Annotated in this window: 27 protein-coding genes and 1 tRNA gene; 8 read left to right on the plus strand and 20 right to left on the minus strand. The window is 66.0% G+C overall.

Annotated features, from left to right (window positions below):
- Positions 1-107: 107 nt before the first annotated feature.
- The gene (locus tag FHT02_RS15545) at positions 108-428 is read left to right on the plus strand and encodes a DMT family transporter (RefSeq protein WP_184089634.1); all 321 of its coding nucleotides are present in this window, start codon (positions 108-110) and stop codon (positions 426-428) included.
- A gap of 15 nt (positions 429-443) precedes the next feature.
- On the opposite strand, the gene FHT02_RS15550 is transcribed toward FHT02_RS15545, so the two are convergent.
- Genes FHT02_RS15550 through FHT02_RS15560 form a run of 3 tightly spaced genes read right to left on the minus strand, consistent with a single transcriptional unit; the run spans position 444 to position 1433 of the window.
- Complete coding sequence (locus tag FHT02_RS15550; RefSeq protein ID WP_184089636.1) at positions 444-887, minus strand: FG-GAP repeat protein; 444 nt, start codon at positions 885-887, stop codon at positions 444-446.
- A 43-nt stretch (positions 888-930) separates the two neighbouring features.
- A complete protein-coding gene (locus tag FHT02_RS15555) occupies positions 931-1212 on the minus strand; it encodes a hypothetical protein (RefSeq protein ID WP_184089639.1) in 282 nt (93 codons plus the stop codon).
- On the minus strand, positions 1209-1433 hold the full coding sequence (locus FHT02_RS15560; RefSeq protein ID WP_184089642.1) for a hypothetical protein: 225 nt from the start codon (positions 1431-1433) through the stop codon (positions 1209-1211). The genes FHT02_RS15555 and FHT02_RS15560 overlap by 4 nt, the downstream gene beginning before the upstream one ends.
- A gap of 210 nt (positions 1434-1643) precedes the next feature.
- Here FHT02_RS15560 and FHT02_RS15565 point away from each other — a divergent pair, with 210 nt between their 5' ends.
- Positions 1644-2453, plus strand: a complete 810-nt coding sequence (locus FHT02_RS15565) for a DUF1206 domain-containing protein (RefSeq protein ID WP_184089645.1) — start codon at positions 1644-1646, stop codon at positions 2451-2453.
- A 253-nt stretch (positions 2454-2706) separates the two neighbouring features.
- On the opposite strand, the gene FHT02_RS15570 is transcribed toward FHT02_RS15565, so the two are convergent.
- Positions 2707-5037: a putative bifunctional diguanylate cyclase/phosphodiesterase gene (locus FHT02_RS15570; protein ID WP_184089647.1), complete on the minus strand. Its 2331-nt coding sequence runs from the start codon at positions 5035-5037 to the stop codon at positions 2707-2709.
- A gap of 459 nt (positions 5038-5496) precedes the next feature.
- Between FHT02_RS15570 and FHT02_RS15575 the strand changes: the two genes are divergently transcribed.
- Entirely contained in the window at positions 5497-5673 is a 177-nt protein-coding gene (locus FHT02_RS15575) for a hypothetical protein (RefSeq protein WP_184089650.1), read from the plus strand.
- A gap of 188 nt (positions 5674-5861) precedes the next feature.
- On the opposite strand, the gene FHT02_RS15580 is transcribed toward FHT02_RS15575, so the two are convergent.
- Both FHT02_RS15580 and FHT02_RS15585 read right to left on the minus strand, forming a co-directional pair.
- On the minus strand, positions 5862-6221 hold the full coding sequence (locus FHT02_RS15580) for a PilZ domain-containing protein (protein WP_184089653.1): 360 nt from the start codon (positions 6219-6221) through the stop codon (positions 5862-5864).
- Positions 6222-6349: 128 nt separating this feature from the next.
- On the minus strand, positions 6350-6826 hold the full coding sequence (locus FHT02_RS15585; RefSeq protein ID WP_184089656.1) for a DUF6456 domain-containing protein: 477 nt from the start codon (positions 6824-6826) through the stop codon (positions 6350-6352).
- A gap of 99 nt (positions 6827-6925) precedes the next feature.
- Here FHT02_RS15585 and FHT02_RS15590 point away from each other — a divergent pair, with 99 nt between their 5' ends.
- Positions 6926-7489, plus strand: a complete 564-nt coding sequence (locus FHT02_RS15590; protein WP_184089659.1) for a helix-turn-helix domain-containing protein — start codon at positions 6926-6928, stop codon at positions 7487-7489.
- A 53-nt stretch (positions 7490-7542) separates the two neighbouring features.
- Here FHT02_RS15590 and FHT02_RS15595 read toward each other — a convergent pair.
- The 9 genes from FHT02_RS15595 to FHT02_RS15635 form a co-directional block, all read right to left on the minus strand.
- Positions 7543-7618, minus strand: a tRNA-Val gene (locus tag FHT02_RS15595).
- Between the two features lie 45 nt (positions 7619-7663).
- Positions 7664-8599, minus strand: coding sequence for a winged helix DNA-binding protein (locus tag FHT02_RS15600; protein WP_184089662.1), 936 nt, complete (start codon positions 8597-8599; stop codon positions 7664-7666).
- A gap of 125 nt (positions 8600-8724) precedes the next feature.
- Positions 8725-9654 carry a hypothetical protein gene (locus FHT02_RS15605; RefSeq protein WP_184089665.1) on the minus strand — a complete coding sequence of 310 codons (930 nt, stop codon included), beginning with the start codon at positions 9652-9654 and terminating at the stop codon, positions 8725-8727.
- Positions 9655-9697: 43 nt separating this feature from the next.
- The gene (locus FHT02_RS15610) at positions 9698-11203 is read right to left on the minus strand and encodes an NAD(P)(+) transhydrogenase (Re/Si-specific) subunit beta (RefSeq protein ID WP_184089667.1); all 1506 of its coding nucleotides are present in this window, start codon (positions 11201-11203) and stop codon (positions 9698-9700) included.
- A 1-nt stretch (position 11204) separates the two neighbouring features.
- The gene (locus tag FHT02_RS15615; RefSeq protein ID WP_184089670.1) at positions 11205-11498 is read right to left on the minus strand and encodes a proton-translocating transhydrogenase family protein; all 294 of its coding nucleotides are present in this window, start codon (positions 11496-11498) and stop codon (positions 11205-11207) included.
- Positions 11499-11502: 4 nt separating this feature from the next.
- On the minus strand, positions 11503-12081 hold the full coding sequence (locus FHT02_RS15620; RefSeq protein WP_343056971.1) for an endonuclease domain-containing protein: 579 nt from the start codon (positions 12079-12081) through the stop codon (positions 11503-11505).
- Entirely contained in the window at positions 12062-12430 is a 369-nt protein-coding gene (locus tag FHT02_RS15625; RefSeq protein ID WP_184089676.1) for a PH domain-containing protein, read from the minus strand. Before FHT02_RS15625 ends, FHT02_RS15620 begins: the two co-directional genes overlap by 20 nt.
- 13 nt (positions 12431-12443) lie before the next feature.
- On the minus strand, positions 12444-13574 hold the full coding sequence (locus FHT02_RS15630; RefSeq protein WP_184089679.1) for a Re/Si-specific NAD(P)(+) transhydrogenase subunit alpha: 1131 nt from the start codon (positions 13572-13574) through the stop codon (positions 12444-12446).
- Complete coding sequence (locus FHT02_RS15635) at positions 13575-13709, minus strand: aa3-type cytochrome c oxidase subunit IV (RefSeq protein ID WP_184089682.1); 135 nt, start codon at positions 13707-13709, stop codon at positions 13575-13577.
- Positions 13710-13871: 162 nt separating this feature from the next.
- Between FHT02_RS15635 and FHT02_RS15640 the strand changes: the two genes are divergently transcribed.
- A complete protein-coding gene (locus tag FHT02_RS15640) occupies positions 13872-15293 on the plus strand; it encodes a sigma-54-dependent transcriptional regulator (protein ID WP_184089685.1) in 1422 nt (473 codons plus the stop codon).
- Positions 15294-15296: 3 nt separating this feature from the next.
- Here the strand turns inward: FHT02_RS15640 and FHT02_RS15645 are convergent, their stop codons facing one another.
- Together FHT02_RS15645 and folP are read right to left on the minus strand one after the other, a co-directional pair.
- Complete coding sequence (locus FHT02_RS15645; protein WP_184089689.1) at positions 15297-15728, minus strand: hypothetical protein; 432 nt, start codon at positions 15726-15728, stop codon at positions 15297-15299.
- A 52-nt stretch (positions 15729-15780) separates the two neighbouring features.
- Complete coding sequence (gene folP, locus FHT02_RS15650; protein ID WP_184089692.1) at positions 15781-16863, minus strand: dihydropteroate synthase; 1083 nt, start codon at positions 16861-16863, stop codon at positions 15781-15783.
- Positions 16864-16940: 77 nt separating this feature from the next.
- On the opposite strand from folP, the gene FHT02_RS15655 reads away from it, so the two are divergent.
- On the plus strand, positions 16941-18509 hold the full coding sequence (locus FHT02_RS15655; protein WP_184089695.1) for a peptide chain release factor 3: 1569 nt from the start codon (positions 16941-16943) through the stop codon (positions 18507-18509).
- A 164-nt stretch (positions 18510-18673) separates the two neighbouring features.
- Here FHT02_RS15655 and FHT02_RS15660 read toward each other — a convergent pair whose 3' ends face one another.
- The 3 genes from FHT02_RS15660 to FHT02_RS15670 all read right to left on the minus strand — a co-directional run bounded on the left by FHT02_RS15660 (position 18674) and on the right by FHT02_RS15670 (position 21122).
- Positions 18674-19930, minus strand: coding sequence for a spinster family MFS transporter (locus FHT02_RS15660; RefSeq protein ID WP_184089698.1), 1257 nt, complete (start codon positions 19928-19930; stop codon positions 18674-18676).
- A gap of 131 nt (positions 19931-20061) precedes the next feature.
- Positions 20062-20613 (minus strand): YceD family protein, encoded by a 552-nt coding sequence (locus FHT02_RS15665; RefSeq protein WP_184089701.1) that lies wholly within the window; start codon positions 20611-20613, stop codon positions 20062-20064.
- Positions 20610-21122 carry a ubiquinol-cytochrome C chaperone family protein gene (locus FHT02_RS15670; protein ID WP_184089705.1) on the minus strand — a complete coding sequence of 171 codons (513 nt, stop codon included), beginning with the start codon at positions 21120-21122 and terminating at the stop codon, positions 20610-20612. The genes FHT02_RS15665 and FHT02_RS15670 overlap by 4 nt, the downstream gene beginning before the upstream one ends.
- Before the next feature lie 127 nt (positions 21123-21249).
- Here FHT02_RS15670 and FHT02_RS15675 point away from each other — a divergent pair, with 127 nt between their 5' ends.
- Together FHT02_RS15675 and FHT02_RS15680 are read left to right on the plus strand one after the other, a co-directional pair.
- A complete protein-coding gene (locus FHT02_RS15675; protein ID WP_184089707.1) occupies positions 21250-21732 on the plus strand; it encodes an outer membrane protein assembly factor BamE in 483 nt (160 codons plus the stop codon).
- A 105-nt stretch (positions 21733-21837) separates the two neighbouring features.
- Positions 21838-22359 carry an RcnB family protein gene (locus FHT02_RS15680; RefSeq protein ID WP_184089710.1) on the plus strand — a complete coding sequence of 174 codons (522 nt, stop codon included), beginning with the start codon at positions 21838-21840 and terminating at the stop codon, positions 22357-22359.
- Positions 22360-22652: the final 293 nt, after the last annotated feature.

Raw genomic sequence — 22652 nt, forward strand, 5'->3', positions numbered from 1 at the left:
TATCCGCACCCGCTTCGCGGCTCCAGGAGCCGCGCCTCGCGCATCGGCCTCTTACGGGTTTCCGGCCGGCGCGCGCTTTTCCCGAGCCCGCATCAGGAGAAAGCCCAATGGCGTGGCTCATCCTCGGCGTCGCCGTTGTTACTGAAATCATCTGGGCGCTCAGCCTCAAATGGGCCGCCGTCCAAGGCAATTGGGCCGCATCCGCCGTTCCCATCGCCCTCAGCTTCGTGAACATGGGCCTGCTCGCCATGGCGATGAAGGGCCTGCCCGCGGGCACCGCCTATGCGGTTTGGACTGGTCTCGGCGCCGTCGGCGTGACGATCTTCGGCACGCTGATCTTCGGCGAGAAGCTGAACCTCATTCAGATCGGTTTCATTACGCTGATCATCATCGGCGTGGTGGGTACCAAGGTGTTCGCCGAAGCCTGAGGCTCACCTTGGCGATCAGTCCAGCACGGTCCGCCCCTGCGCGTTTTCGGCAGGCCGTGCGGGAGCAACGCTGGGATTGCGCGGGTAGGATCGCCCATCGAACCGCAGCCGCGCCTCATACCACCGCGTGATCCCGCCCCCGCCGACCCGCACCCCCAGATCGCGCCACCCGCGCGTGGAAGTCGCGAGCACGCGGATCGGCGGCTGAGTGATCGTCATCCGCGTGACGATGCGATAGCCGCCGGCGCGCGGGCTCAGCACGTACAGCGTGCACCCACCGCTGCCGCAGAAGTTCGACGCCTCGGCGCGGACGATGATCTCCGCCGCGCCATCACCGTTCAGATCGGCGGCGGCCGCGCGATACCGTCCGATCTCGAGCGTGTCGCGGATAAAGGTCACCGCGCGGTCCGGCACCGGGAGTCCCGCGGGCATGCCGGCCGCGATCAGCATCGCGAACATTTAAGCCCCTTTCTCTACCGCACCGCGCGCGCGGGCCCGTAACCTAAGCCCTGCTGCTCTCCGGCAGGGCATTGTTCTGCACCCCGCCATCCGCGTCGGGATCGGGCAGCGTCTGCTCGGCCGCGCCATGGCTCTCGGCAAAGGCCGTGCCGGAGCTTTCCTCCACCGTGATCACTCGCTCGCCGGTGTCCACCTCGCGCTGCATTTCGGGCCGCTCGACGCCGCGGTCTTCGGTCCGTTCGCCGGCCAGGCCCTGTACGCCCACGCCCTGCTTGTCGCTGTCGCCCACATGGTCGGTGGGCATACCAGTTCGTCTGTCGGTCATCGCGTTCTCCTGCCGTTCGCGGGCTTCGCCGTGCCGCTGAGCGCCGCGTCCGCCGCCGCCCGCGTCGCATCCTTCAACGGGCAAGTCGCCCAGTCGGTCCCGCTGCCATGGCCAAAGCCTTCCTCCCACAACCGCGCCGCCACGGCTTCCAGCTCGTGGGGCTCGGGCGCGCGGCCCTGTGCGATGCAATCGATGAGCGAGCGGGGGAACAGATGTTTCATGGCGTCCAAGGGCAAATGGCAGACAGGGCAATTTTCCAGCCGGTATGTCGGCCGGGGGCATGGCTGCGCTAACCATGTGGCCGCGCCACGGTTGCGCGCGGAATCGCCGAACCGAGCCGGACGGCGACGAACCGTGCCGCAACTCCCGCTGCGCTTCCGAGTTACCAAGGCCCAAGGCGCCGCACGTCGCGGCCATCCTGCGGAGGAACCATGCCCGACAATCCCAAGCGCGCCGCCACGCTCGCCGCCCGTCTCGGCTTCGCGTCGCGCGGGCTGGTCTATCTCCTGGTCGGCTGGTTCGCGCTCGACGCCGCGCGGCTGGGCAGCGCGCCCAAGGACAACCAGCAGGCGATGGGCTCGCTTGCCGATCAACCACTCGGTCACGTCCTGCTCGCGTTTGTCGCACTGGGACTTGCCGGCTATGCCCTGTGGCGCGCCAGCGAAGCGTTGCTCGATCCCGATCGCCGCGGCACCGACGCCAAGGCGGTGGTCGAGCGCGTCGGCTTCGGCTGGAGCGCGATCGTCCATTTCGGCCTGGCTTTCTACGCTGCCCGCCTCGCCTTCGATCAGTCCAGCGGCGGAAGCAACGGCAGCAGCAGCGACGAAAGCGCCCGCAGCTGGTCTGGCTGGCTGCTCGATCAGCCCGCTGGGCAATGGCTGCTCGGCGCGGTCGGCCTGCTGCTGATCGCCGGTGCCGCTGCCCAGGCCTGGAAGGCATGGCAGAACCGCTTCGCCGAGGAAATGAGCGGCGACGTGCCGCTTCCCCGCTATGCCTGCATGGCTGGCCAGATCGGCTATGCCGCCCGCGCGCTGGTGTTCCTCATTACCGGCTGGTTCCTGCTCGCGGCCGCCTGGCACGCCCGTGCCGCGGAAGCCGGCGGCACCGGTCAGGCGCTGCGCACCCTGCGCGACCAGCCCTATGGCCCCTGGCTCCTCAGCCTGGTCGCTGCGGGGCTGATCCTGTTTGGTATCTTCAGCTTGGTAGAAGCCCGCTTCCGGCGGATACGGGTGGGCGAATGAGGTAGGCTTAAGCTCCCATACCCCACCACCCGACAATGGCAGCTGCCCCCCAGGCGATCGTTCAACTCGCTCTCGCTGCACCCCGAAACCGCCCGTTTGTGCAGGTGCTGCTTGGCGGCCAGTGGGGCAGCGGACTGGGCGCCTTCAAGAGAACTGCCGACTTTAGGGGGGAGGGACGTGCGGGAAGCTGCCGTACACCACCTCGACGCCTTGAACGGCGTCGTCTGAACTCACCGAGCCCCGGAACAGGCTTCTAGGCCGAAAGCGACCGTGCGAAACCCCGCGCCTCAGACGGGGTGCGCACACCATTCATCAGCGTATGCAGTTCGCTTTCGATCACCGCCTTCGAAAAAAGGAAACCTTGAAGCTCGTTGCATCCTGCAACGCGGAGCAGGCACCCTTGTTCTTCGGTCTCGACGCCTTCGGCAGTGACGGAAAGCGCCATGGCATGTCCTAGGGCGATCACCGCCTGCACGATGGCGATTGCCTCGGGATCGTGGCCAAGGCGCTTCACAAAACTTTTGTCGATCTTGATGCTGTCGACCTTGAATTTCTTCAGATAGCTTAGGCTTGAATAGCCCGTTCCGAAGTCGTCCAGCGCGATGCGGAACCCCGCGGACCGCAGCTCCTCTAGCGCGGCTCTCACGGTGTCGTCGTTCTCGACGAGGATGCTCTCCGTCACCTCCAGTTCGATCTGCTGCGGGCTCACGCCGGCAGCGTGCGCGATCGAACAGATCGATCGCGCCACTCCTGCCGACCCGAACTGGATGGGGGAAACATTCACGGCAATCGACAGATCTGGCCAGTGTCGCGCCACCCTGCACGCTTCTCCGAGCACCCATTCACCGAGAGGATTGATCAGCCCGCAGTCCTCGGCCACCGAGATGAACGCGTCGGGTGCGAGTTCCCCCCGGGTCGGATGCCGCCAGCGTACCAATGCCTCCAGGCCGATGATCCGTGCGCCCGACGAGTCCAGCTTGGGTTGATAGGCCACGAACAGCTGATCGCCCGCGTGAAGCGCAGCTCTCAGATCGTCTTCGATGACACGCCGGCTCGCGATGCTCTCGTCCATCTCGGGACTGAAGAAGCGATAGGCGTCGCGCCCCCCTTCCTTGGCGCGATACATGGCGATGTCCGCCTTGCGCAGCAGTTCGGTCCGGTCGACCCCCTGCGCCGGGCAGACGGCGATTCCGATGCTGCCGCCGACGCGCACCGACGATCCCATAAGGTCGAACGGCGCCCGCAAATCCGTCAACAGAAGGTCGGCGACTTTTGCCAGTTGCGCCGTGTCGCGGTAATCCGGCAGGCAGATCGCGAATTCGTCGCCGCCCAGGCGCGCCACGACGCTGTCGTCGCCGACGCGATCAGCAAGTCGCACCGCCACCGCCTGGATCAACTTGTCCCCGGCGAGATGGCCCAGCGTATCGTTGACGTTCTTGAAGCGATCGAGATCGATCAGCATCACGCCCACCAGACGTTGCTCGCCCATGCCCGCGATGGCTTCCTCGACGAACCGGCTGAACGCAGCCCGGTTGGGAAGCCCGGTCAGCGGATCATGGTTCGCCAGATACTGCGCCTGCGCCTCCTTCGCCTGCAGTTCGAGACGCGCCTTCTCCAGCACTGCGATCGATCTTGCATCCCGCCGCATCAGCCGGCCGATGCTGGCAATCATGGCTGCGAGCAGCGCGAGCAGCGCGACAAGCGCGCCGCCGCCTTTGAGCAGCATCGATGCGAGGATGGCCTTGCCCGGCATCTCGGGGCGCCAGGTGAAGAAGCCGATACGCTGGCCGCGAGACGAGGAAAGCGGCACGCTGTACTCGCCGGAGGCGCCGTTCACCGGTGCGTGGGTAACCCGCGCGCCCGCGAGGCCCCGCACACGCTCCAGATCGCGCATCAGGCTCGAGTTGAGATAGCGAACGCTGATGAGCAGCGGCTCGGACCCGGCTGGGGCCCGGGACTCGTACGAATCCGGCACCATGCGCATGACGCTCGCGACCGCTGCCTTACCGCCGATCTCGACCAGATCGGTGGCGTGTATCGCGACGGGTGAGGTCCGCGCGGTGCTGTTGGGATGGGGCGGCTGGTTGGGAAGGCGCTCATGCGGGTTGGCAGGCTCGCGGCTCGCACCGCGCACCGCCTCGATCAACGGGCGCAGCCCTGCCTCCACGCGCGCGAACTTCTCCGGCCGTACCCTGGCCCCGTTCTCCATGAAGTAAACCGGACGCCCGTCTCCGTCGATGATCAGGTCCTGCTCGTGGTCGAAGACATAGTTCAGCCACGTGCCGACATTCTGATCAAGCCAGTCCAGGTCCGGCTTCGCTTTGCCGATCTCGGCTACGGCGGGGTCCCAGATCGCCACGCCGGCCTGACTTTGCGCCAGCTCATCCAGGGTCGCCCCGATCGCGAGACGCACTTCGCGCACCTGTCTGTCGCGCGTCGCCAGGTCGCTTCGTTCCGCGGTGATCCACAAGCTCCACAGGCCGAACAGCACCAGGACCACGGCAAAGCCGATCGCGGGCAGCGCGACGAACGCTATGAAGCGCCCCCTCGGCTTTGCACTCTTGAAAGCTGAAAACTGGAACATCGCGGCCGGGCAAGGGATTAGAAAAGGAAGGGCCACCGAACGCTGACAGCCCTTGCCCACAAAGGGCCAAGAGATGGCGGGCAAGGTGCCTGTTTTCCTTATAGCGCGGAGGAGAAGCGAACGTCGGCTTCCGGGCACCGATCCAGAGCTTGTATCTTCGCGGCTGCTACTGAGTTTGGCCGATGACGCCGCCGATAAGCACGCGCTGCGGGAGCCCGCCGGTTCTTGCGCTAAACGCGAGCGGCGCCGCCCACGGCATCTGGGGACCGTCACCGCGCCGGTTCTAGCTCGACGTCATTCGTCGTGCACAGGTGTCAGGAACAGGTAGGCCACCAAGGGGTCCGTGATTCGGTTCTTCGCGCTCACCTCAGGCACTGACCCTCGCTACGGGAAGCGGCGGAAGCGCTTATGGCAGGCCGCAAGGCGACGTGATCGGACCTTCTCGGCGACATATCAGGCGTGCATCACCCGCGGCAGACGCACAACACCACCACCGTCCCCGGGGCGGGGCGCGCCGCCCGCGAACTGCGGATGCAGGACGCCCGGCTGAGCGAGACGTACCAGATTGCGACGGCTCGTCTGGCTGCGACTCGCGCAGCAAATCTCGCTGGCGAGCGCCACTGGATCGTGGCTTGAGACGAGAAATGCCGCAGGCGGCCCGAGGTCTATGTCCGCACCGAGTGCAAGTCGACTGAACGATCAGGCGTATCCGCTACCTGCGGCGCGTGCGATGAAAGCCGGCATTGGCAGGCGGCCTAAAAACGCGTCGCCCCCCACGCTGAAAAGCCTCACGGCGAACCCCTCCGCATGCGCCAAGGCGCGGATCACTCCGCCGCTACCAGCATCTTGCGGCATGGCACGCCCAACCGCTCGCTGGCGCTGACGATTAGCGCGTCTTGGATGCGCAGCACTTGCTCGATAACGGCATGCGGCACCGGCTTGAGGAACTGCACGCCGAACCGCCGCCCGTTCACCCACGCGACACGGCAGATGCCCAATGGCATGCCGCAGGTCAGCCGCACCTGCTCACCCGCCATCGGCACTTGGTCGCTATAGACCAGCGCCCCCAGCGTCGACAGGTTGAGCACGTGCACGCGCACATCGCCCTCGGGCCCGCGCATCTCGGCCTGCTGAAACAGCTTCGATCGCGGCGCCTGCCGGCGCTCGTCACTCTTCGCAGACATACATCCCCCTGAATCCTTGCGCACAGATCGCATAGGCCTGCAGCTAGTTCCGGCGAAAACGGGGTTAACCGCCGCGTTAACGTTGCTTTTAATCGACAACTAAATTGCCGATATCGTAAGTCATGCGGTCATCGCTGTAGTCCATACTGCGCGGCCAGCCGGTCGAGCGCCAGCCCCAGCACCAGCTTCCCCGCGCGCGCTGGCCAGCCCAACCCCTTTTCCGCAACCGCCAGCCCTTCGCCCGCGCACACCACGCGCCACAGCACATCGCCGAGCCCGGGCCCGACCGCCGCAAGGGCGGCATCGAAGCGCCGCTTGGCCGCGATCTGCGCCAGGGTCGGGTCCAGCGCCTCGGGTCCGCCGCGTCCGGGGCTGCGCGGGCTTGTATCCCAGCGCATCGTCACCCGTGCACCAAGCGACGCCATTTCATAGTCGGCCCGCAGCCGCTCGCCGGCTTCGAACTGCCGCGCATCGACATGCCCGCGCGACCGCAGCCAGCCAAGCGGGGACTCGCCCAAATTCACGGTGACGCGCCGTCCACCCCGGCGTGGCGGCCCCGGCTCCACCCGCCCCTCGTCCCACCCGCGCTCGACTAGCTCCCGCATGACAGTTCTCCATTTGTTCTGATTCGCAACCTCTTGCCACAACAGCAGGTCTGTAGGAAAGCGGAAAAACCAGATAGGTTCGTAGCAAGGGGTTTAGAGATGATCACTGCCATTCGTGAGGTGCGCCGCGCCAAGGGGCTGACGCTGGAGGATGTCGCCGCCCGCTGCGAACCGCCGACGACTGCGCAGACGATCGGCCGTCTCGAAACCGGCACGCGCACGGTCTCGGTCGCTTGGCTCAACCGCATCGCCGCGGCGCTTGATGTCACCGCCGCCGACCTGGTGCGCCTGCCCGACCGGCCCGGGATTCCTGTCGCCGCGATCCTCGACGCTTCCGGTGCCCAAGCTCCGCGCCGTGCCGCCACGGTGGTGCCGCCACAGGGCGAACCCGGCATGGTCGCGGTCACCGTCACGGGCGCGCTCGGCGATTACCGTCCCGGCGACGCGATCTGGTGCCAGCCGCTCGATCCCGCGCAGTTCGGCCAGGCGATGAACCGCGATGTGCTCGTGCCCCGCCCGGCAGGCCGCTTCCTCTTCGCCCGGCTGATCGGTCGCGATGGCGGCAAGCTCCACTTGCTCCCCCTGGGCGCCGGTAGCCGGCTACAGGTCGTCACTGACCCGGCCTGGATCGCTCCGGCGCGCCGCCTGGTCCGCGCGCTCTAAAGGTCAGTTCGGCTAGGGCCGATCGACGGAACTCGATGACGATGTGAACGGGATGGTGGGCGCTGACGGGCTCGAACCGCCGACCCTCTCGGTGTAAACGAGATGCTCTACCAACTGAGCTAAGCGCCCGCTGCATCCGCCGATGCCAAAACTCGGCGGTCGGGGCAAGCCCCCTCACACCAGCGGCAGCCCCGCACGCTGGATCGCGCCGGCATAGCTCTTCATGCCGTCGACCGCTTTTGCGCTCAGCCCGATATAGGCGCGCCGCCGGTCGCTTGGGTCTGCCTGCCGCTCGAACAGCCCGGCTTCGTTGAGCGTCCCGATCCAGCGCAGCGCGGTGGTCGGCGGCACGGCCGCTGCGATGCACAGGCTCGATACCGAGACCTGCCGCCGCTCGATCCCCGCCGCGAACAGGTCCAGCAGCATGTCCCAGGCCGGATCGGCGAACAGCTCGGGCCCAAAGAACTGGTTGCGCATCCGCCGCGCCCGGATCACCGCGCGAATCTGCGGCGCGTCGATCGCCACCGCTTCTTCGGCCTGTCCGCGATAGCCGTGCACCGGCCCCTGCACCCCGGCGGACTGCTGCCGCGCCTCCTCCCGGGTCAGCCGCGCCAGCGTGTCGGCCAGCCGCGCTACCTCCTCGTGCAGCCGGTGGAGCGGCATCAGATCGGCGTCGCGCGACACGTCGTGCACGGCGCCCCGCGTCATCCACTTTGCCGCCGCGACCGCCGACACCCGCTCGCTCTCGCTCGGGCCGCACAGCAGCTGGGTGCGCGGCGCCAGCAGCAGCCCGGCGGCGGCGTCGATCTGTTCGGGCAGCACGGTTGCGACCACGCCGATCGCCCGCCCCTGCGCGACCGTATCGGCCCGGGCCAGCACCACGTCGAACAGCGCGTCCGGAACGCCGGCCGCCTCGATCAGGATCAGGTCCACCGTGGCATGCTCGCTCAGCGCACGCGCCGCCGCGGCAAAGGATATCGCTGCCTGGGTCCGGCATCCAGCCAAGCGCAGCGCCCTGGCTGCCGCGTCAGCCGCATGCTCGTCATCCGCGATCACCAGCGCCCGCGGCGCGCTCAAATCATACGCTTGTGCTTCGGCCTCATACAGCATCGCCAGCTATCCCCATCGCTTGGTCGAAGTTCATCTTCTGTTCCCAGATGCCGCATAGCTCGGAAACGGCTGAGTCGGATTTCCTCCATTTCGGAAGGTTCGGCGCCCCTGCTCCGCCAGGCTGGTTAGCGACTGCTCCATTCTGGACCAGTCGCATCCGACACGCCTGCTTCAGCCGGTTCGGACCGCTTCAACAGCTCCCTGGCCGCGCTCGCGATCCAGCCGCCCCACACCACCAGCATGATCCCACTCACCAGCGCGGTGATCACGAACGTAGCGGCGATCACCGCGAACAATGATTGCGGATGGTTCGCCTGTAGCTGCTGCAGCAGCAGCGGCCAATTGCCACCCGGCGCATAGGCGCCCGTGCGCAAGCCCAACCCGACGAACGGGAGGAAGGCGAGGAAGAAAAGCGCCGCCGTCGCCAGTGCCATCAGCACATAAGCACCCAATAGCGACCAGAAATGCCCCCGCGTCAGGTCCCAGCTCGCGTCCAGGCTGATCCGTCGCCGGATCAGCACCAGCGGGTATACCACCGACAGCCGCACCATCAGGAACAGGATCAGCCCTATCAGCCCCATGGTTATCAGTGTCGCGAACAAGCCTGCCATCGCCGGACTGCCGCCAAACAGAAATCCGACCAGCGTGGTCACGAAGGTCAGGCCCAGTCCGCCCACCAGCCCCGCGGCCATGCCCAGCACGTACAGGATCAGCGTCAGCCCGATCAGCCGCACTTCGTCCATGCCAAAGCGGAGCGACGCCATTCCGCTGCGGTCTTCCGGCCAAAGCGTAGCGCGGAACACCGCTGCCGACAGAATGCTCGACAGGATCAGCGACACCAGGCCAAAACCGATCTGCACGCCCAGGCCGCGGCCCAGGCTGGCGACGTCCCATTGCGTCGCGGCGGTCGGGTCGACGGTCCCTGCCAGGCGCAACTGCGCATAACCCAGCGCCGCCGTCCCCAGCGCGTAGATCGCGCCCCAGGCCAGCACCGCGCCCGGCCTGCGCCGGATCAGCCCGAAGCCGCCACCGACGATCGCTCCGATATTGGCCATGTTTTCCCCTTTGCGCCCTCGACGCCGGCTGCCCCCAGCCGGCTCAGTCGAGCGCCTTGACGATCTCTTCCACCATCTTCTTCGCGTCGGCCAGCAGCATCATCGTGTTGTCGCGATAGAACAGCTCGTTGTCGACGCCGGCATAGCCCACCCCGCCCATCGACCGCTTGATGAACAATACCGTCTTGGCTTTCTCCACGTCGAGCACCGGCATGCCATATATGGGCGAGGACTTGTCGGTCTTGGCCGCCGGATTGGTGACATCGTTGGCGCCGATCACGAAGGCCACGTCGGTTTGCGCGAACTCCGAATTGATGTCCTCCAGTTCGAATACATCGTCATAGGGCACGTTCGCCTCGGCAAGCAGCACGTTCATGTGCCCCGGCATCCGCCCGGCCACCGGGTGGATCGCGTATTTCACCCGCACGCCATGCGCCTTCAGCTTGTCGCCCATTTCGCGCAGCGCGTGCTGCGCCTGCGCCACCGCCATGCCGTAACCGGGTACGATCACCACTTGCTCCGCCTGGCTCATCAGGAACGCGGCATCCTCGGCCGATCCGCGCTTCCATGGGCGGTCGCTCGCCGCCGCCCCTGCCGGGCCGCCGCTGTCGCCACCAAAGCCGCCCGCGATCACGCTGATGAAGCTGCGGTTCATCGCCCGGCACATGATGTAGGACAGGATCGCGCCCGACGACCCGACCAGCGCGCCGGTGATGATCATCGCGCTGTTGTGCAGCGTGAACCCCATCGCCGCCGCCGCCCAGCCCGAATAGCTGTTGAGCATGCTGACGACCACCGGCATGTCCGCCCCGCCGATCGGCACGATCAGCAGGAAGCCGATGACGAAGCTCAGCACCGTAATGGTCCAGAAGCTCGCCGGCGACTGGGTCTGCGTGAACGAGGCGATCAGCGCGACGATTGCCACCAGCAGCCCCAGGTTGATCGCGTGCCGCATCGGCAACAGGATCGGCTTGCCGCTCATCGTCCCGTTCAGCTTCAGGAACGCGATCACCGACCCGGAAAAGGTGATCGCGCCGATCGCCACGCCCAGCGCCATTTCGATGCGGCTAACCGGGTGGATCGACCCGAACGGGTCGCCGATCATCGGCACCACCATTTCGGCGATCCCGAACGCCAGCGGATTGAGGAATGCTGCGCAGGCCACCAGCACCGCGGCCAGGCCGACCAGCGAGTGAAACGCCGCGACCAGCTGCGGCATCGCCGTCATCGCGATTCGGCGGGCCGTGACCAGCCCAATCGCCGCCCCCAGCGCGATCGCCCCGACAATCTCGGCCACCGTTAGCCAGTCGGGTGCGAATGCCAGGATGCTGTATTCGGGATGTCTCGCGGGCACATAGTTCAGGTCCTTGCCCGGCATATGCGTCACCAGCGTCGTCACTACCGCGATCGCCATGCCGATCATGCCGAAGCGATTGCCGCGCTGGCTGGTCACGGGGCTCGAAAGCCCACGCAGCGCCAGGATGAAGCACACCCCCGCGACCAGATAGGCCAGCGACACCCATGGGCTTACCGAATTGGCATGCTCCATTTCAGCGCACCTTCTTCTTGTACATCGCCAGCATCCGCGCCGTCACCGCAAACCCGCCAAAGATGTTGATGCTCGCCAGCACCACCGCCAGCAGCCCCAGCCATTTGGACACCGTTCCCCCATTCCCCAACCCGACCGCCGCCGCCGCGATCAGCGCGCCGACGATGATGACCGAGGAAATGGCATTGGTGACCGCCATCAACGGCGTGTGCAGCGCCGGGGTCACCGACCAGACGACATAATAGCCGACGAAACACGCCAGCACGAAGATCGACAGAATCGAAATGAAGTCCATGTTCCTAATCCTCCCCGGAACGGGGAGGGAGACCATGCGAAGCATGGTGGAGGGGGGCCGGCACAAGCGAGACGATGGAGGCGGTTGCCGCCTCCAAATCCTGCAAGATGTCGGCCGCTGCAAAGCGCAGCACCCTGTACCCGTTCTCTTTAAGAAATTCGTCGCACCGCAAGTCCTGCGCCGGCTGGTCCCTTCGACCATGCACCTTGCCATCCACTTCGATGGCAAGGCCCCGTGCGGCACAATAGAAATCGACCACATGGGGTCTGATCGACTGCTGGCGTCGGAAGTTGGGCCCCAGCTTCCTGCCACGAAGCTGCTCCCAAAGGATGATCCCCGGCAGCGCCATGGCGCGCCGTCGCTGACGTGCCAGAGCCGCTTCGGGCCGCAGTGCCCGGGGAGAGCCCACTCCACCACGCTTCGCGCGGTCCCCCTCCCCGTACCGGGGAAGACCAGGAGCGGCAAAGTCGACACCCCTGCGACGCGCTGCGCGCGCCACCTCCCCTTGCAGGGGAGGATTGTTCATGCCGCGCCACCCACCCGCGCTGCCGAGCTCAAGCGCTTCATTTCCGCCCCAGCACATGCTGCGCCAGCAACCGCTGGATCGCCTCCGGGTCGGCCTTCCTGGAAATCTTCATCTGCAACGGCGCCGCCGTGCTCGACACCCAGATCTTCAGGTCGGCGTCCAGATCCAGCGTCCCCGCCGTTTCGACCGAAAACCGCACGATCGAGCGGTAGGGCACGCTCATTATCTCGACCTTCGACCCGGTGACGCCCTGCACGTCGACCAGCACGAAACGCAGGTCGGTCAGGAACGCATGGTCGCGCACCGACCGGAATGCGGCCAGCACTTCCTCACCCGGCAACAGTATCGAGCCGAACTTTTCGGCAATCTGGGCAACATCGATTTCGTGCGAACTGAAAATCCCCATGCGCGCTCCTCCCTCAAACCACGTCGGTCAGCAGCCGCGGATGCACGATCCTGCCGCCCTGAGTCAGTCGGATCGCATCGCCGATTTCGGCGTCCAGCACCGGGTGCCCCGCCTCCTTGTCCCAGAAGGCGCTCAGGAAGTTGAACAGGTTGCGCGCGAACAGCGCCGATGCATCGGCCGCCAATCGGCTCGGCACGTTGCGATGCCCGACGATTTTTACGCCGTGCCGCTCGACGATCTCGCCGGCAACCGCACCTTCGACATTGCCTCCCTGCTCCACTGCCAGATCGACGATCACGCTGCCGGGTTTCATGCTCGCCACCTGCGCGTCGCTGATCAACCGGGGCGCCGGGCGCCCGGGGATCAGCGCGGTGGTGATGACGATGTCCTGCTTGGCGATGTGGCTCGACACCAAAGCCGCCTGCGCCGCCTTGTAGTCGTCCGACATCTCGCTGGCATAGCCGCCGCTGCCTTCGCCCTCGATCCCCGCGACATTTTCCACGAACACCGGCTTGGCGCCCAGCGAAAGGATCTGCTCCCTGGTCGCGGGGCGCACATCGGTCGCCGACACCTGCGCGCCCAGCCGCCGCGCGGTGGCGATCGCTTGGAGCCCGGCGACGCCCACCCCCATAACGAACACCCGCGCCGCGCTGACGGTGCCGGCAGCCGTCATCATCATCGGAAAGGCCCGGTCATATTCGTGCGCCGCGTCGAGCACTGCCTTGTACCCCGCCAGGTTCGACTGCGACGACAGCACGTCCATCGATTGCGCGCGGGTGATGCGCGGCATCCACTCCATCGCCAGCATTTCGGCGCCAATCGCGGCATAGCGCTCGATTCGCGCCCGCTCGCCGAATGGGTTGGCCTGCCCGATGATCCACGCGCCCGGCTTCAGGCCGCTCAGCGACTCGGGGGCCGGCGTTTGCACCACTAGCACGATGTCGGCATCGGCCAGCACCTCGCCGCGGTCCCCGATCGCCGCGCCTGCATCGGCAAAGGCCTGGTCCGCAACCGCAGCGCCTACGCCCGCCCCGGCTTCCACCGCGACCTGCGCACCCAGCGCCTTGTACTTCTTCACGGTCTCGGGCGAAGCGGCGACCCGCCGTTCGCCGGCTGCCGTCTCCCTAAGGACCGCGATCTTCACCTAGGTGGCGATCAGGAAAACGACCAGCGCCGCCAGCGCCACTGCCGCTGCCGTGCCCCAGGTCATCATCGCCGTGAATCCGCCATAGGTGGCCTGATGTTCGTTGATGTCGGTGATCTCGCCGGTGTCGGCCATGCTCGGCTCCTCTGCTGCTCTAAACGGAGCTTAACCGCGCCGCCTCCTGCCCTCAAGTCTGCTGCTCGGTCCAGGTTCCACCCAAGCTTAAGCCCACCTTTACGCATCGTGGATAACAAAGGCGACCTGATTTGAGACACTCGGGACACGGGAACGCATGCGATGACGCGCAATGGCCAGCGCCTCCTGATGCTGATCGACGATGAACCGGCCCAGCGCCGGCTCGTCACCGCCATTGCCGCGCGCCGCGGCTGGCGCACGGTCTGCGTCGGGGATGACGAGACGGCGATCGCCACGCTCGGCACGCCCGACGGCATGGCGCTCGACGCCATCCTGCTCGATTCCGCGGCGTCCGATGCCGACGCCGCTGCCCTGCTCGGCGAATTGCGCGCGCGGCGTCCGCAATTGCCGATTCTGGTGCTCACCGCCAACAGCTCGGTCTCCGCCGCGGTCAGCGCGATGCGCGCTGGCGCCACCGATTTTCTGGTCAAGCCGCTCGCCTCCGAACGCCTGCTCGCCGCGCTCGACGCCGCGGTTGGGGGTCAGGGCGATGGCGAACTGCGCCCGTTGACCGAGAAGCTCACCGCAACGCTCGGCTTCGAGGAAATCGTCGGGTCCGCGCCGCAATTCCGCGCCGCACTCGCCATCGCCGCGAAGTCCGCCCGCGCCCGCGTCCCCGTGCTGATCGAGGGTGAAAGCGGCGTCGGCAAGGAAGTGGTGGCCGAGGCGATTCACGCCGCCTCCCCGCGCAACAAGAAGGCGATGGTGACGCTCAACTGCCGCGCGATCCCCGCCAATCTGGTTGAATCAGAGCTGTTCGGGCACGAACGGGGCGCGTTTCCCGGCGCGTTCGAGCGCAAGATCGGCCGCTTCGCCGATGCCGACGGGGGCACGCTGTTTCTTGACGAAGTCGGTGAGATGCCGCTCGAAGCGCAGGTGAAGCTGCTGCGCGCGCTGCAATCGGGCGACATCCAGCCTTTGGGCGCGCGGCATGCCCGCGAAGTCGATGTCCGAGTGATCGCCGCCACCAACAAGAGCCTGACCGCCGAAGTCGAGGCAGGGCGCTTCCGCGAAGATCTCTACTACCGGCTCAACGTCGTCCAGGTCACAATTCCGCCCTTGCGGGATCGGGCCGGCGACGTGCCGGCGCTCGCCCGCCACTTGCTGGCGCGCATCGCCGAGCAGCCTGGATTGCGGCCGCTCGGCATCACCGACGATGCGCTTCAGCTGCTGCAAACCTATGAATGGCCGGGCAATGTCCGCCAGCTCCAGAACGCGCTGTTCCGCGCCGCGGTGCTGTGCGACGGCGATGGCCTCACGCGCGCCGATTTCCCGCAGATCGCCCAGCTTGCCGCCGGTCGCCCGGACGGGGTTCCCGCGCAGCCATCGGGAAATGGCGGGGTGACCTTGTTCCGGGCCGACGGCAATTTGCGCGCACTTGAAGAGATCGAGGCCGACGTCATCCGCCTTGCCATCGGTCATTATCGCGGCCGCATGACCGAAGTCGCCCGCCGTCTTGGCATCGGTCGTTCGACGCTGTACCGCAAGCTTGGCGAACTGGGGATCGACCAGAGCGCCGCCTGAGGCTCAGCGCACTGCAATCAGCCGTGCCTTGGCAATATGCCACCGGGACTTGCTCGCCGGCGCACCCGTGCCCTCGACGACGCGGTGGAGCGTGTAGCGTCCACGGAAATGCTGGCGGTGCCCGTTCTTCAACGTGGCATAAACGTCGACCGGTACATCGATCCAGCGCTGGCTCATGCCTGCATCGCCGTTGATCGGCGCGCGCGTGACGACGCGGCTATGCGCCGTCGCGGCAAAACCCGCGCGAAAGGGCCCGAAGCGCTTGCCGCTCGCTGCGCCGTCTCCGTCCCAGCTGCGATACGCCGTCTGGAAATCACCCCGCTCGATCGCCGCGTAATAGCGCTCGATCACTTGCCGTGCCGCTGCGAGGCTGGTGTCCGGCGTCTGGGCGGCTGCCGGCGAAGTGATCAGGGCCAGCAAGGCAATCAGACGCATACGACCTCCTGAAATGACGGAGCCCCAAGCGCATGACGCCGCACGCCGTTCCTCAGCGCGGGATCAGGCCTGCGTCCTTGCAGCCGCGCCATACCCGCAGCGCCTGGGCGGTCTCGAACACGTCGTGCACCCTGATCAGCTGCGCGCCCAGCTCCGCGCCCTTGATCGCCAGCGCGATCGATCCGCCCAGCCGCGCATCGGCGGGCGCCTCGTTCGACAGCGCGCCTATCATCCGCTTGCGGCTCGCCCCCAGCACGATGCCGCAGCCGATCCCGTGAAACATGGCCAACCCGTTGAGAAGCGCCAGGTTTTCCTGCAGCCCCTTGCCAAAGCCGATGCCCGGATCAATCAGGATCTTGGCCCGGTCCACCCCCGCCGCAGCGACTGCGTCGACCCGCGCTTCCAACCACGAGTATACGTCGACAAGAACGTCGAGATAGCCATTTCCCCCATGCGGCCCCTTGGCCGGATCGGGCGAATGCATCAGCACCACCGGGCACCCCGCGCGCACCACCACCGCCAGCGCCCGCTCGTCATACAGCAGTGCCGCCACATCGTTGACGACATGTGCCCCCGCATCCAGCGCAGCCTCCATCACCGATGCCTTGCGCGTGTCGACCGACACCGCCGTGCCGCTGCGCGCCAGCCGCTCGATTGCTGGCACCACGCGGGCGATCTCGTCACCCTCCCACACGCTCGCCGAACCGGGCCGCGTGGATTCGCCGCCCACATCGATGATCGCCGCCCCCGCCACACTCATGTCCACCCCGACTTGCGCAGCGCCCGCCGGATCGCCCACATGATGGACACCGTCGGAGAAGCTATCCGGGGTCACATTGAGGATCCCCATTACCTGAGATTGATCCAGCCGCAGAACGCGCTCGCCAAGCTGAAGCGGCGCGCGCGGTGCCGTAATGCGCGCGGCGATCTGCGCCAGCCGCTCGTCCTCAGCGACCTCGCCAACCGCGATGTCGCGCTGTAGCACCCGCTTGCCACCCTCCACGGCGATCAGCTCATATCCGCCAAACCACGTTAGCCCGCCTGCAAGCCGAGCAACCTCCCCATCACGTCCGACCGGCGAGTCGACGAAGCGCGTCGGACGCAGATAGAGCTTGGCGGAGGCGGGAAGGTGCATGCCGCTCTTATACCCCCGCAGCCGTGCCGCCGCCACTCTATGCTGGAACTGAGGGCAGCCGCAGATTAGAGCAGCCCATGCCTTCCCAAGACCGCCGTACCTTCGCGATCATCTCTCACCCTGACGCGGGCAAGACCACGCTGACTGAAAAGCTGCTGCTGTTCGGCGGTGCGATCCACTTGGCTGGCGAAGTGAAAGCGCGCGGCCAGGCCCGGCGCGCCCGCTCCGACTGGATGAAGATTGAGCAGCAGCGCGGCATCTCGGTCACTTCATCGGTGATGACGTTCGAACGCAACGGCATCACGTTCAACCTGCTCGACACGCCAGGGCACGAGGACTTTTCCGAAGATACCTATCGTACGCTGACCGCGGTCGATTCGGCGGTGATGGTGATCGACGTCGCGAAGGGCATCGAAAGCCAGACCCGGAAGCTGTTCGAGGTCTGCCGACTGCGTAACGTGCCGATCATCACCTTCGTCAACAAGGTCGACCGCGAAGGCCGCGAAGTGTTCAACATCCTTGATGAAGTCGCCAACCTGCTCGCTCTCGACGTGACGCCGATGACGTGGCCGGTGGGAATGGGCGGCACCTTCGAAGGCATCTTCGATCTCGCGACCAACCGCCTGCTGCTCCCGGAGGGCGACAGCCGTGAGTTTCAAGGCAAGGTGATTCAGACCAGCGGCATTGACGACCCGCAACTCGATGCCATCGTATCGCCCGAAAACCTCGCCAAGCTGCGCGAGGATGTGGAGCTTGCCCAGGCCGGATACCCCGAATTCGATGGTGAGGCGTATCGCAACGGCGATCTGACGCCCGTCTATTTCGGCTCGGCGCTTAAGGAGTTCGGCGTCGATTCGCTGATCGAGGCGCTCGCGGAGTTCGCACCCCCGCCGCACGCACTGCCGGCCGAACCCGCGCCGGTCTCGCCCGACGCTGCGCAGGTCACCGGCTTCGTGTTCAAGGTCCAGGCCAATATGGACCCCAATCACCGCGACCGTATCGCCTTCATGCGGCTGGTGTCTGGCACCTTCAAGCGCGGCATGAAGCTGACGCCAACCGGGCATGGCAAGCCGATCGCGATCCATTCTCCGATCCTGTTCTTTGCCCGCGAGCGCGAACTGGCCGACGAAGCCTTCCCCGGCGACATCATTGGCATCCCCAACCACGGGGTGCTGCGCGTCGGCGATACGCTGAGCGAAAAGGCCGATGTACGCTTCACCGGGCTACCCAACTTCGCGCCGGAAATTCTGCGCCGCGTGGCGCTCAAGGACCCGACGAAGACCAAGCAGCTGCGCAAAGCGCTGGACGACATGGCCGAGGAGGGCGTGACTCAAGTCTTCTATCCCGAGATCGGTTCCAACTGGGTGATCGGCGTGGTCGGCCAGCTGCAGCTCGACGTCCTGCTCAGCCGGCTGGAGGCGGAGTACAAGGTCGCCGCGGGGCTGGAGATGGCGCCGTTCGAGACCGCGCGCTGGATATCGTCCGAAGATCCCGCGGCGCTCAAAGAGTTCACTGATCTCAATCGCGCGGCGATGGCCAAGGACCGCGATGGCAACCCGGTATTCCTCGCCAAATCGGCTTGGGAAGTCGGCTACATCGCCGACCGGTATTCCAAGGTGAAGTTCGCGGCCACGCGCGAGCGCTGAGTCGGAAAGAGCCGGACAGCCTCTCGGCTGCCCGGCTCCCGTGCGACCCGAAGAGCCTTGCTCTCGGAACGATCTCCTGATGGATCAGCGCGAGCGGCGGCGCGAGTCGGGAAAGATGCGCGCGGGACCAGCCCCAGCCGGCACTTCACCGCCCGGTCATCTACCTAAGCGATCCAGCCGCGGCGCAGCGGCCGCATGGCGAACAGCGCCAGAATGCCCGCAAGCACGTAGAAGCCGAGGCAGAACACGGCACCATAGCGAAGCGCCTCGGCGCCGTGGCTCGCCTTGAGCACCTCCGAAAGATACCCCATCAGCAGCGGGCCCAGCCCCAAGCCGATCAGGTTGTTTATCAGCAGGAAGCTCCCCGATGCCGTGGCCCGCATATGCTGCGGCACCATGTGCTGAACGGCGGTCGTCACCGGACCGAGCCAAAGGATGTTCAGCCCATTGGGGATCAGCAGCAACAGCCAGGCAAGCGTGGGGTTTGGCGTGAGCAGTCCAGCGGCAAACAAAGGTGCCGTGATCAGCCAGGCGATCGCCGGCAACCGCGCATACCATGCCCGGTCTGCACTGCCGAGCCTGTCAGCCAACCACCCTCCCGCAAACACGCCAGCGGTCCCGCCAATCAGAAGGAGGGAAGCCGTGAACTGGCCGGTACCCACCAGATCGAAGCCGAAATTGCTCATGAACACCGACGGCGTCCACAGCGCCAGGCCGTAGCCGCACAGCGAACTGAACGATGCCGCGAGCGCCATCATCCAGAAGGCAGGTTTACGAGCAAGGATGCCGAAGGCGGCGCTGGTAGGCGCGGCCTCGGTCGAGCGTGCGTGCGGCAGGTCCCGCACCACTAGGCGCAAGACTGGCGCGACGATGAGCCCGGCAATGCCCATTACGATGAATGCCGCCCGCCAATTCACCAGCGCAGCAATATAGGCGCCCAGTAAGGTGCCCGAGGCCAGCCCGACAGGTATGCCGAGCGAGTAGATGGCGAGCGCACGAGCGCGCCGTTCGGGAGGGAAATAATCGGAGATTATTGCATATGATGGCGCCACACCGCCAGCTTCGCCCACACCGACGCCGAGCCGAAACAGGAACAGCTGCCAATAGCCTGTGGCGATCCCACACAGGCCGGTAAACGCGCTCCACACGGCAAGCGAGGCGGCGATCACCCCTGACCGGCTGGTTCGATCGGCCAGATAAGCCAGCGGCACGCCAAGAACCGCATAAAGCAACGCGAAGGCCAATCCGCCGATCGCTCCGAATTCGGTGTTGCTCAGTCGCAGATCCGCCTTGATCGGCCCGGCGAGAATGCCGAGTATCTGCCGGTCGAGAAAATCAAACGTGTAGACAAGCAGCAGCATGGCCAACACCAGGCCGCGGCGGGGAACCGCCACAGGGTCTACGAAACGGGCAGGAGTCATGCGGCACTCCGTTCGAGGTGTTGCGGGCATATGGCTCCAGCTACCGTCTCCCGGCCTCGCATGGCCATCCTGAAGCGGATGGCCATGCGAGGCAAGTGCCACCCTGCGGGCTAGCAGCGATCAGCCGTCGCTCAATTGTTGGAGAGCTTGTCCTTCAGGGCTGCTAGGCCTCCAAACGGCCCGCTAGACTGAGCAAGTGCCTTCGCCTCGTCTTCGCTGATCACCCCAGCCTCGCGCAGGACCGCCGCCGCGTTCGGGCTGCGAGGATAGGGATCAAGGCCAAGCGCAAGGGTCTCGGCCGCCGCTTCGCCCAGGTCAATGGTGCCGCCTGTAAAGAAGACGGTGTCGCATTCGTCCTCACTCAATTCGAGCTCATCCTCGCCACCGGCGCCATCTTCGGGCTCAGGCACGAACCGTATGGCGAAAGGCTCGTCCACCCGCACCAGCAGCGGCTCATCCGTGACGACACACGCTTGAGTGACCTCGGCCAGGACCCGCCCCCGCGCGATGATACCCGATGCGCCTCGGTGCAATGCGAACTGAGCGTCAAGGCGCTCGACCGACACCATCCCGAAGCGCTGAGCAAGCGCCGCGCGCTCCGCCGGCTCGGCATGGATCTCGACCTTGCTTTCGCCCGCGCCGATCTGGTCAAGGCGCGTGGGACGGGAAAATTCGACGTTCATCGCGACAGCTCTCCAGCCAAAAGATCGGTGACTGGAGCGTCATCCAGCCGGTGGCGCAATGCGAGCAGTTGTGCCGCGACATGGTCGATTGCACCCGCCTCGGGGAGCTGCCCCCGATAGATGTTGCGCTCGACTACCGAACGGAGAGACCCATCGGCTAGCCCGGCGCGGAACGCTCCCAGCCGACCGCCGAGCATACCCATCATCTTGCCCATGTGCTTGCCCACAACGACGTCACCAATACCGATCTCGCGCAGTTGGCTGTCCATGTCTTCGATGAAGCATTCGGCCAGGGCGGTGCTTGGCGCGATGCCGGCTAGCTCCGTCTCGAGGCGCAACAGCACCATCGCCAGCACCGCCGCGATCATGTCGAACCGCCCGTCGATCGTATCAGGAACCTGTCCTTGCGCATACCAGTGCGGCGCGCGGCCAAGCGCGACCACCTGATCGTAGAGAAGCGGGGCAGTGCCGCGGTCGGGCTTGCCGAACAGCCGCTGAAACATGCGCATTGTCGTGCCTTGTCACTTGAAGCCGGGAAGCGGCCTTGTTTGGCCGCATTTTGCCGCATATTGAGGCGAATGGCGTGCGATGCAATCCGCACGCGCGTGCCTTCGCGTAGTTCGTCTGGAGACTTCGATGCCCAACCCTGCCCGCCTGGCCGTCAGCGCCGCGCTGCTCGCCGCTGCTCTGGGTGCCTCTGCCTGCACACCGACTCGCACGCATCAAGGGTATGTCGTCGACAAGGAACTAGTGGACGCGATCCAGCCGGGCATCGATACGCGCCAGTCGGTGCTACAGACGCTCGGCCAGCCCACGCTGACGAGCCAGTTCAATAAGGGCGAATGGTATTACGTCTCCCGCGACAGCAGCAATTTCGGCTTTCAGGATCCTAAGGCCCGATCACAGCTGACCCTACGCGTGCGCTTCGACGGTGCCGGCAACGTCCTTGGCGTCGACCGGATGGACGAAAAGCTGATCGCCAATGTCAGCCCGTACGGCAAGACCACGCCGACACTGGGCCGTGAGCGCGGCTTCTTCGAAGACCTATTCGGCAATATCGGCACGGTAGGCGCACCAGGCATGGGTGGCGCCGGCGGCGCGGGTGGTGGCGGCCAGTAATCTTTCTGTCTGCCGGCTGACCAACGCGTTCGCGCGGCATTCAGCGCAGGTTCTCCAAATCAACGTGGTGCCGGCGAAATGCCGGCGTCACGCAAGGAGGATGACATGCGAAAATTCATCACGGCTGCGCTGCTTGCCGCCGTCGCGCTGCCGACGGCTGCCGCACCCGCCGCGGCCAGCACGCAATCTAATCGCGAATTGCGGCGCGACCGCCAGGACATCCGCGAAGAACGGCGCGATTTGCGCGATGCGTATCGGCGCGGCGACGCGCGCGATATTAGACGGGAACGCCGCGACGTGCGTCAGGCACATCGCGAATATCGTGAAGACCTGCGGGATCGGGACCGCGCCTGGGGCCGCGACGATTGGCGCCGCTATCGAACGAACAACCGCGCCGTTTTCGCGCGGGGCTCTTGGAACGCGCCCTTCCGGTATACTCGGTTCCGTCCGGGGCTTCGGATCGGCTCGCCTTATTACGGCACGCGCTACGTAATTGCCGATCCTTGGCGCTATCACCTGCCGCGCGCCGCCCGGCACCAAAGTTGGGTGCGTCACTATAATGACGTGTTGCTGGTCGACACTCGCCGGGGCACCGTGATCAACGTGTTGCCCGGCTTTTACTGGTAACGCATCGCCACTCTGGGCAGCGGACTGCAGCCCGAGGGTTCGGCCGCGCCGATGCGGGCGGCGCGGCCGGTGTCCTCTTTGACACAGTCCAAAAGGGTAAGGACCGCTGGTCCTAACGCGTAGCTAAGCATTTGGTCCCGCAGTACTTCGCTATTTTTCCATTGCTGCGAGTAGCGCCTCCAGCCGAAGCCGCGACGCCGCTGTTCTAGTCCGATTTGGATCATACAGAGGCTATCACGAAAGAATCGCCTTGCTGATCCCGTAACAATAGAAGGATAAACAGGCTCCGAATC

The sequence above is a fragment of the Sphingomonas xinjiangensis genome, assembly GCF_014199255.1.
GTDB lineage: Bacteria > Pseudomonadota > Alphaproteobacteria > Sphingomonadales > Sphingomonadaceae > Sphingomonas > Sphingomonas xinjiangensis.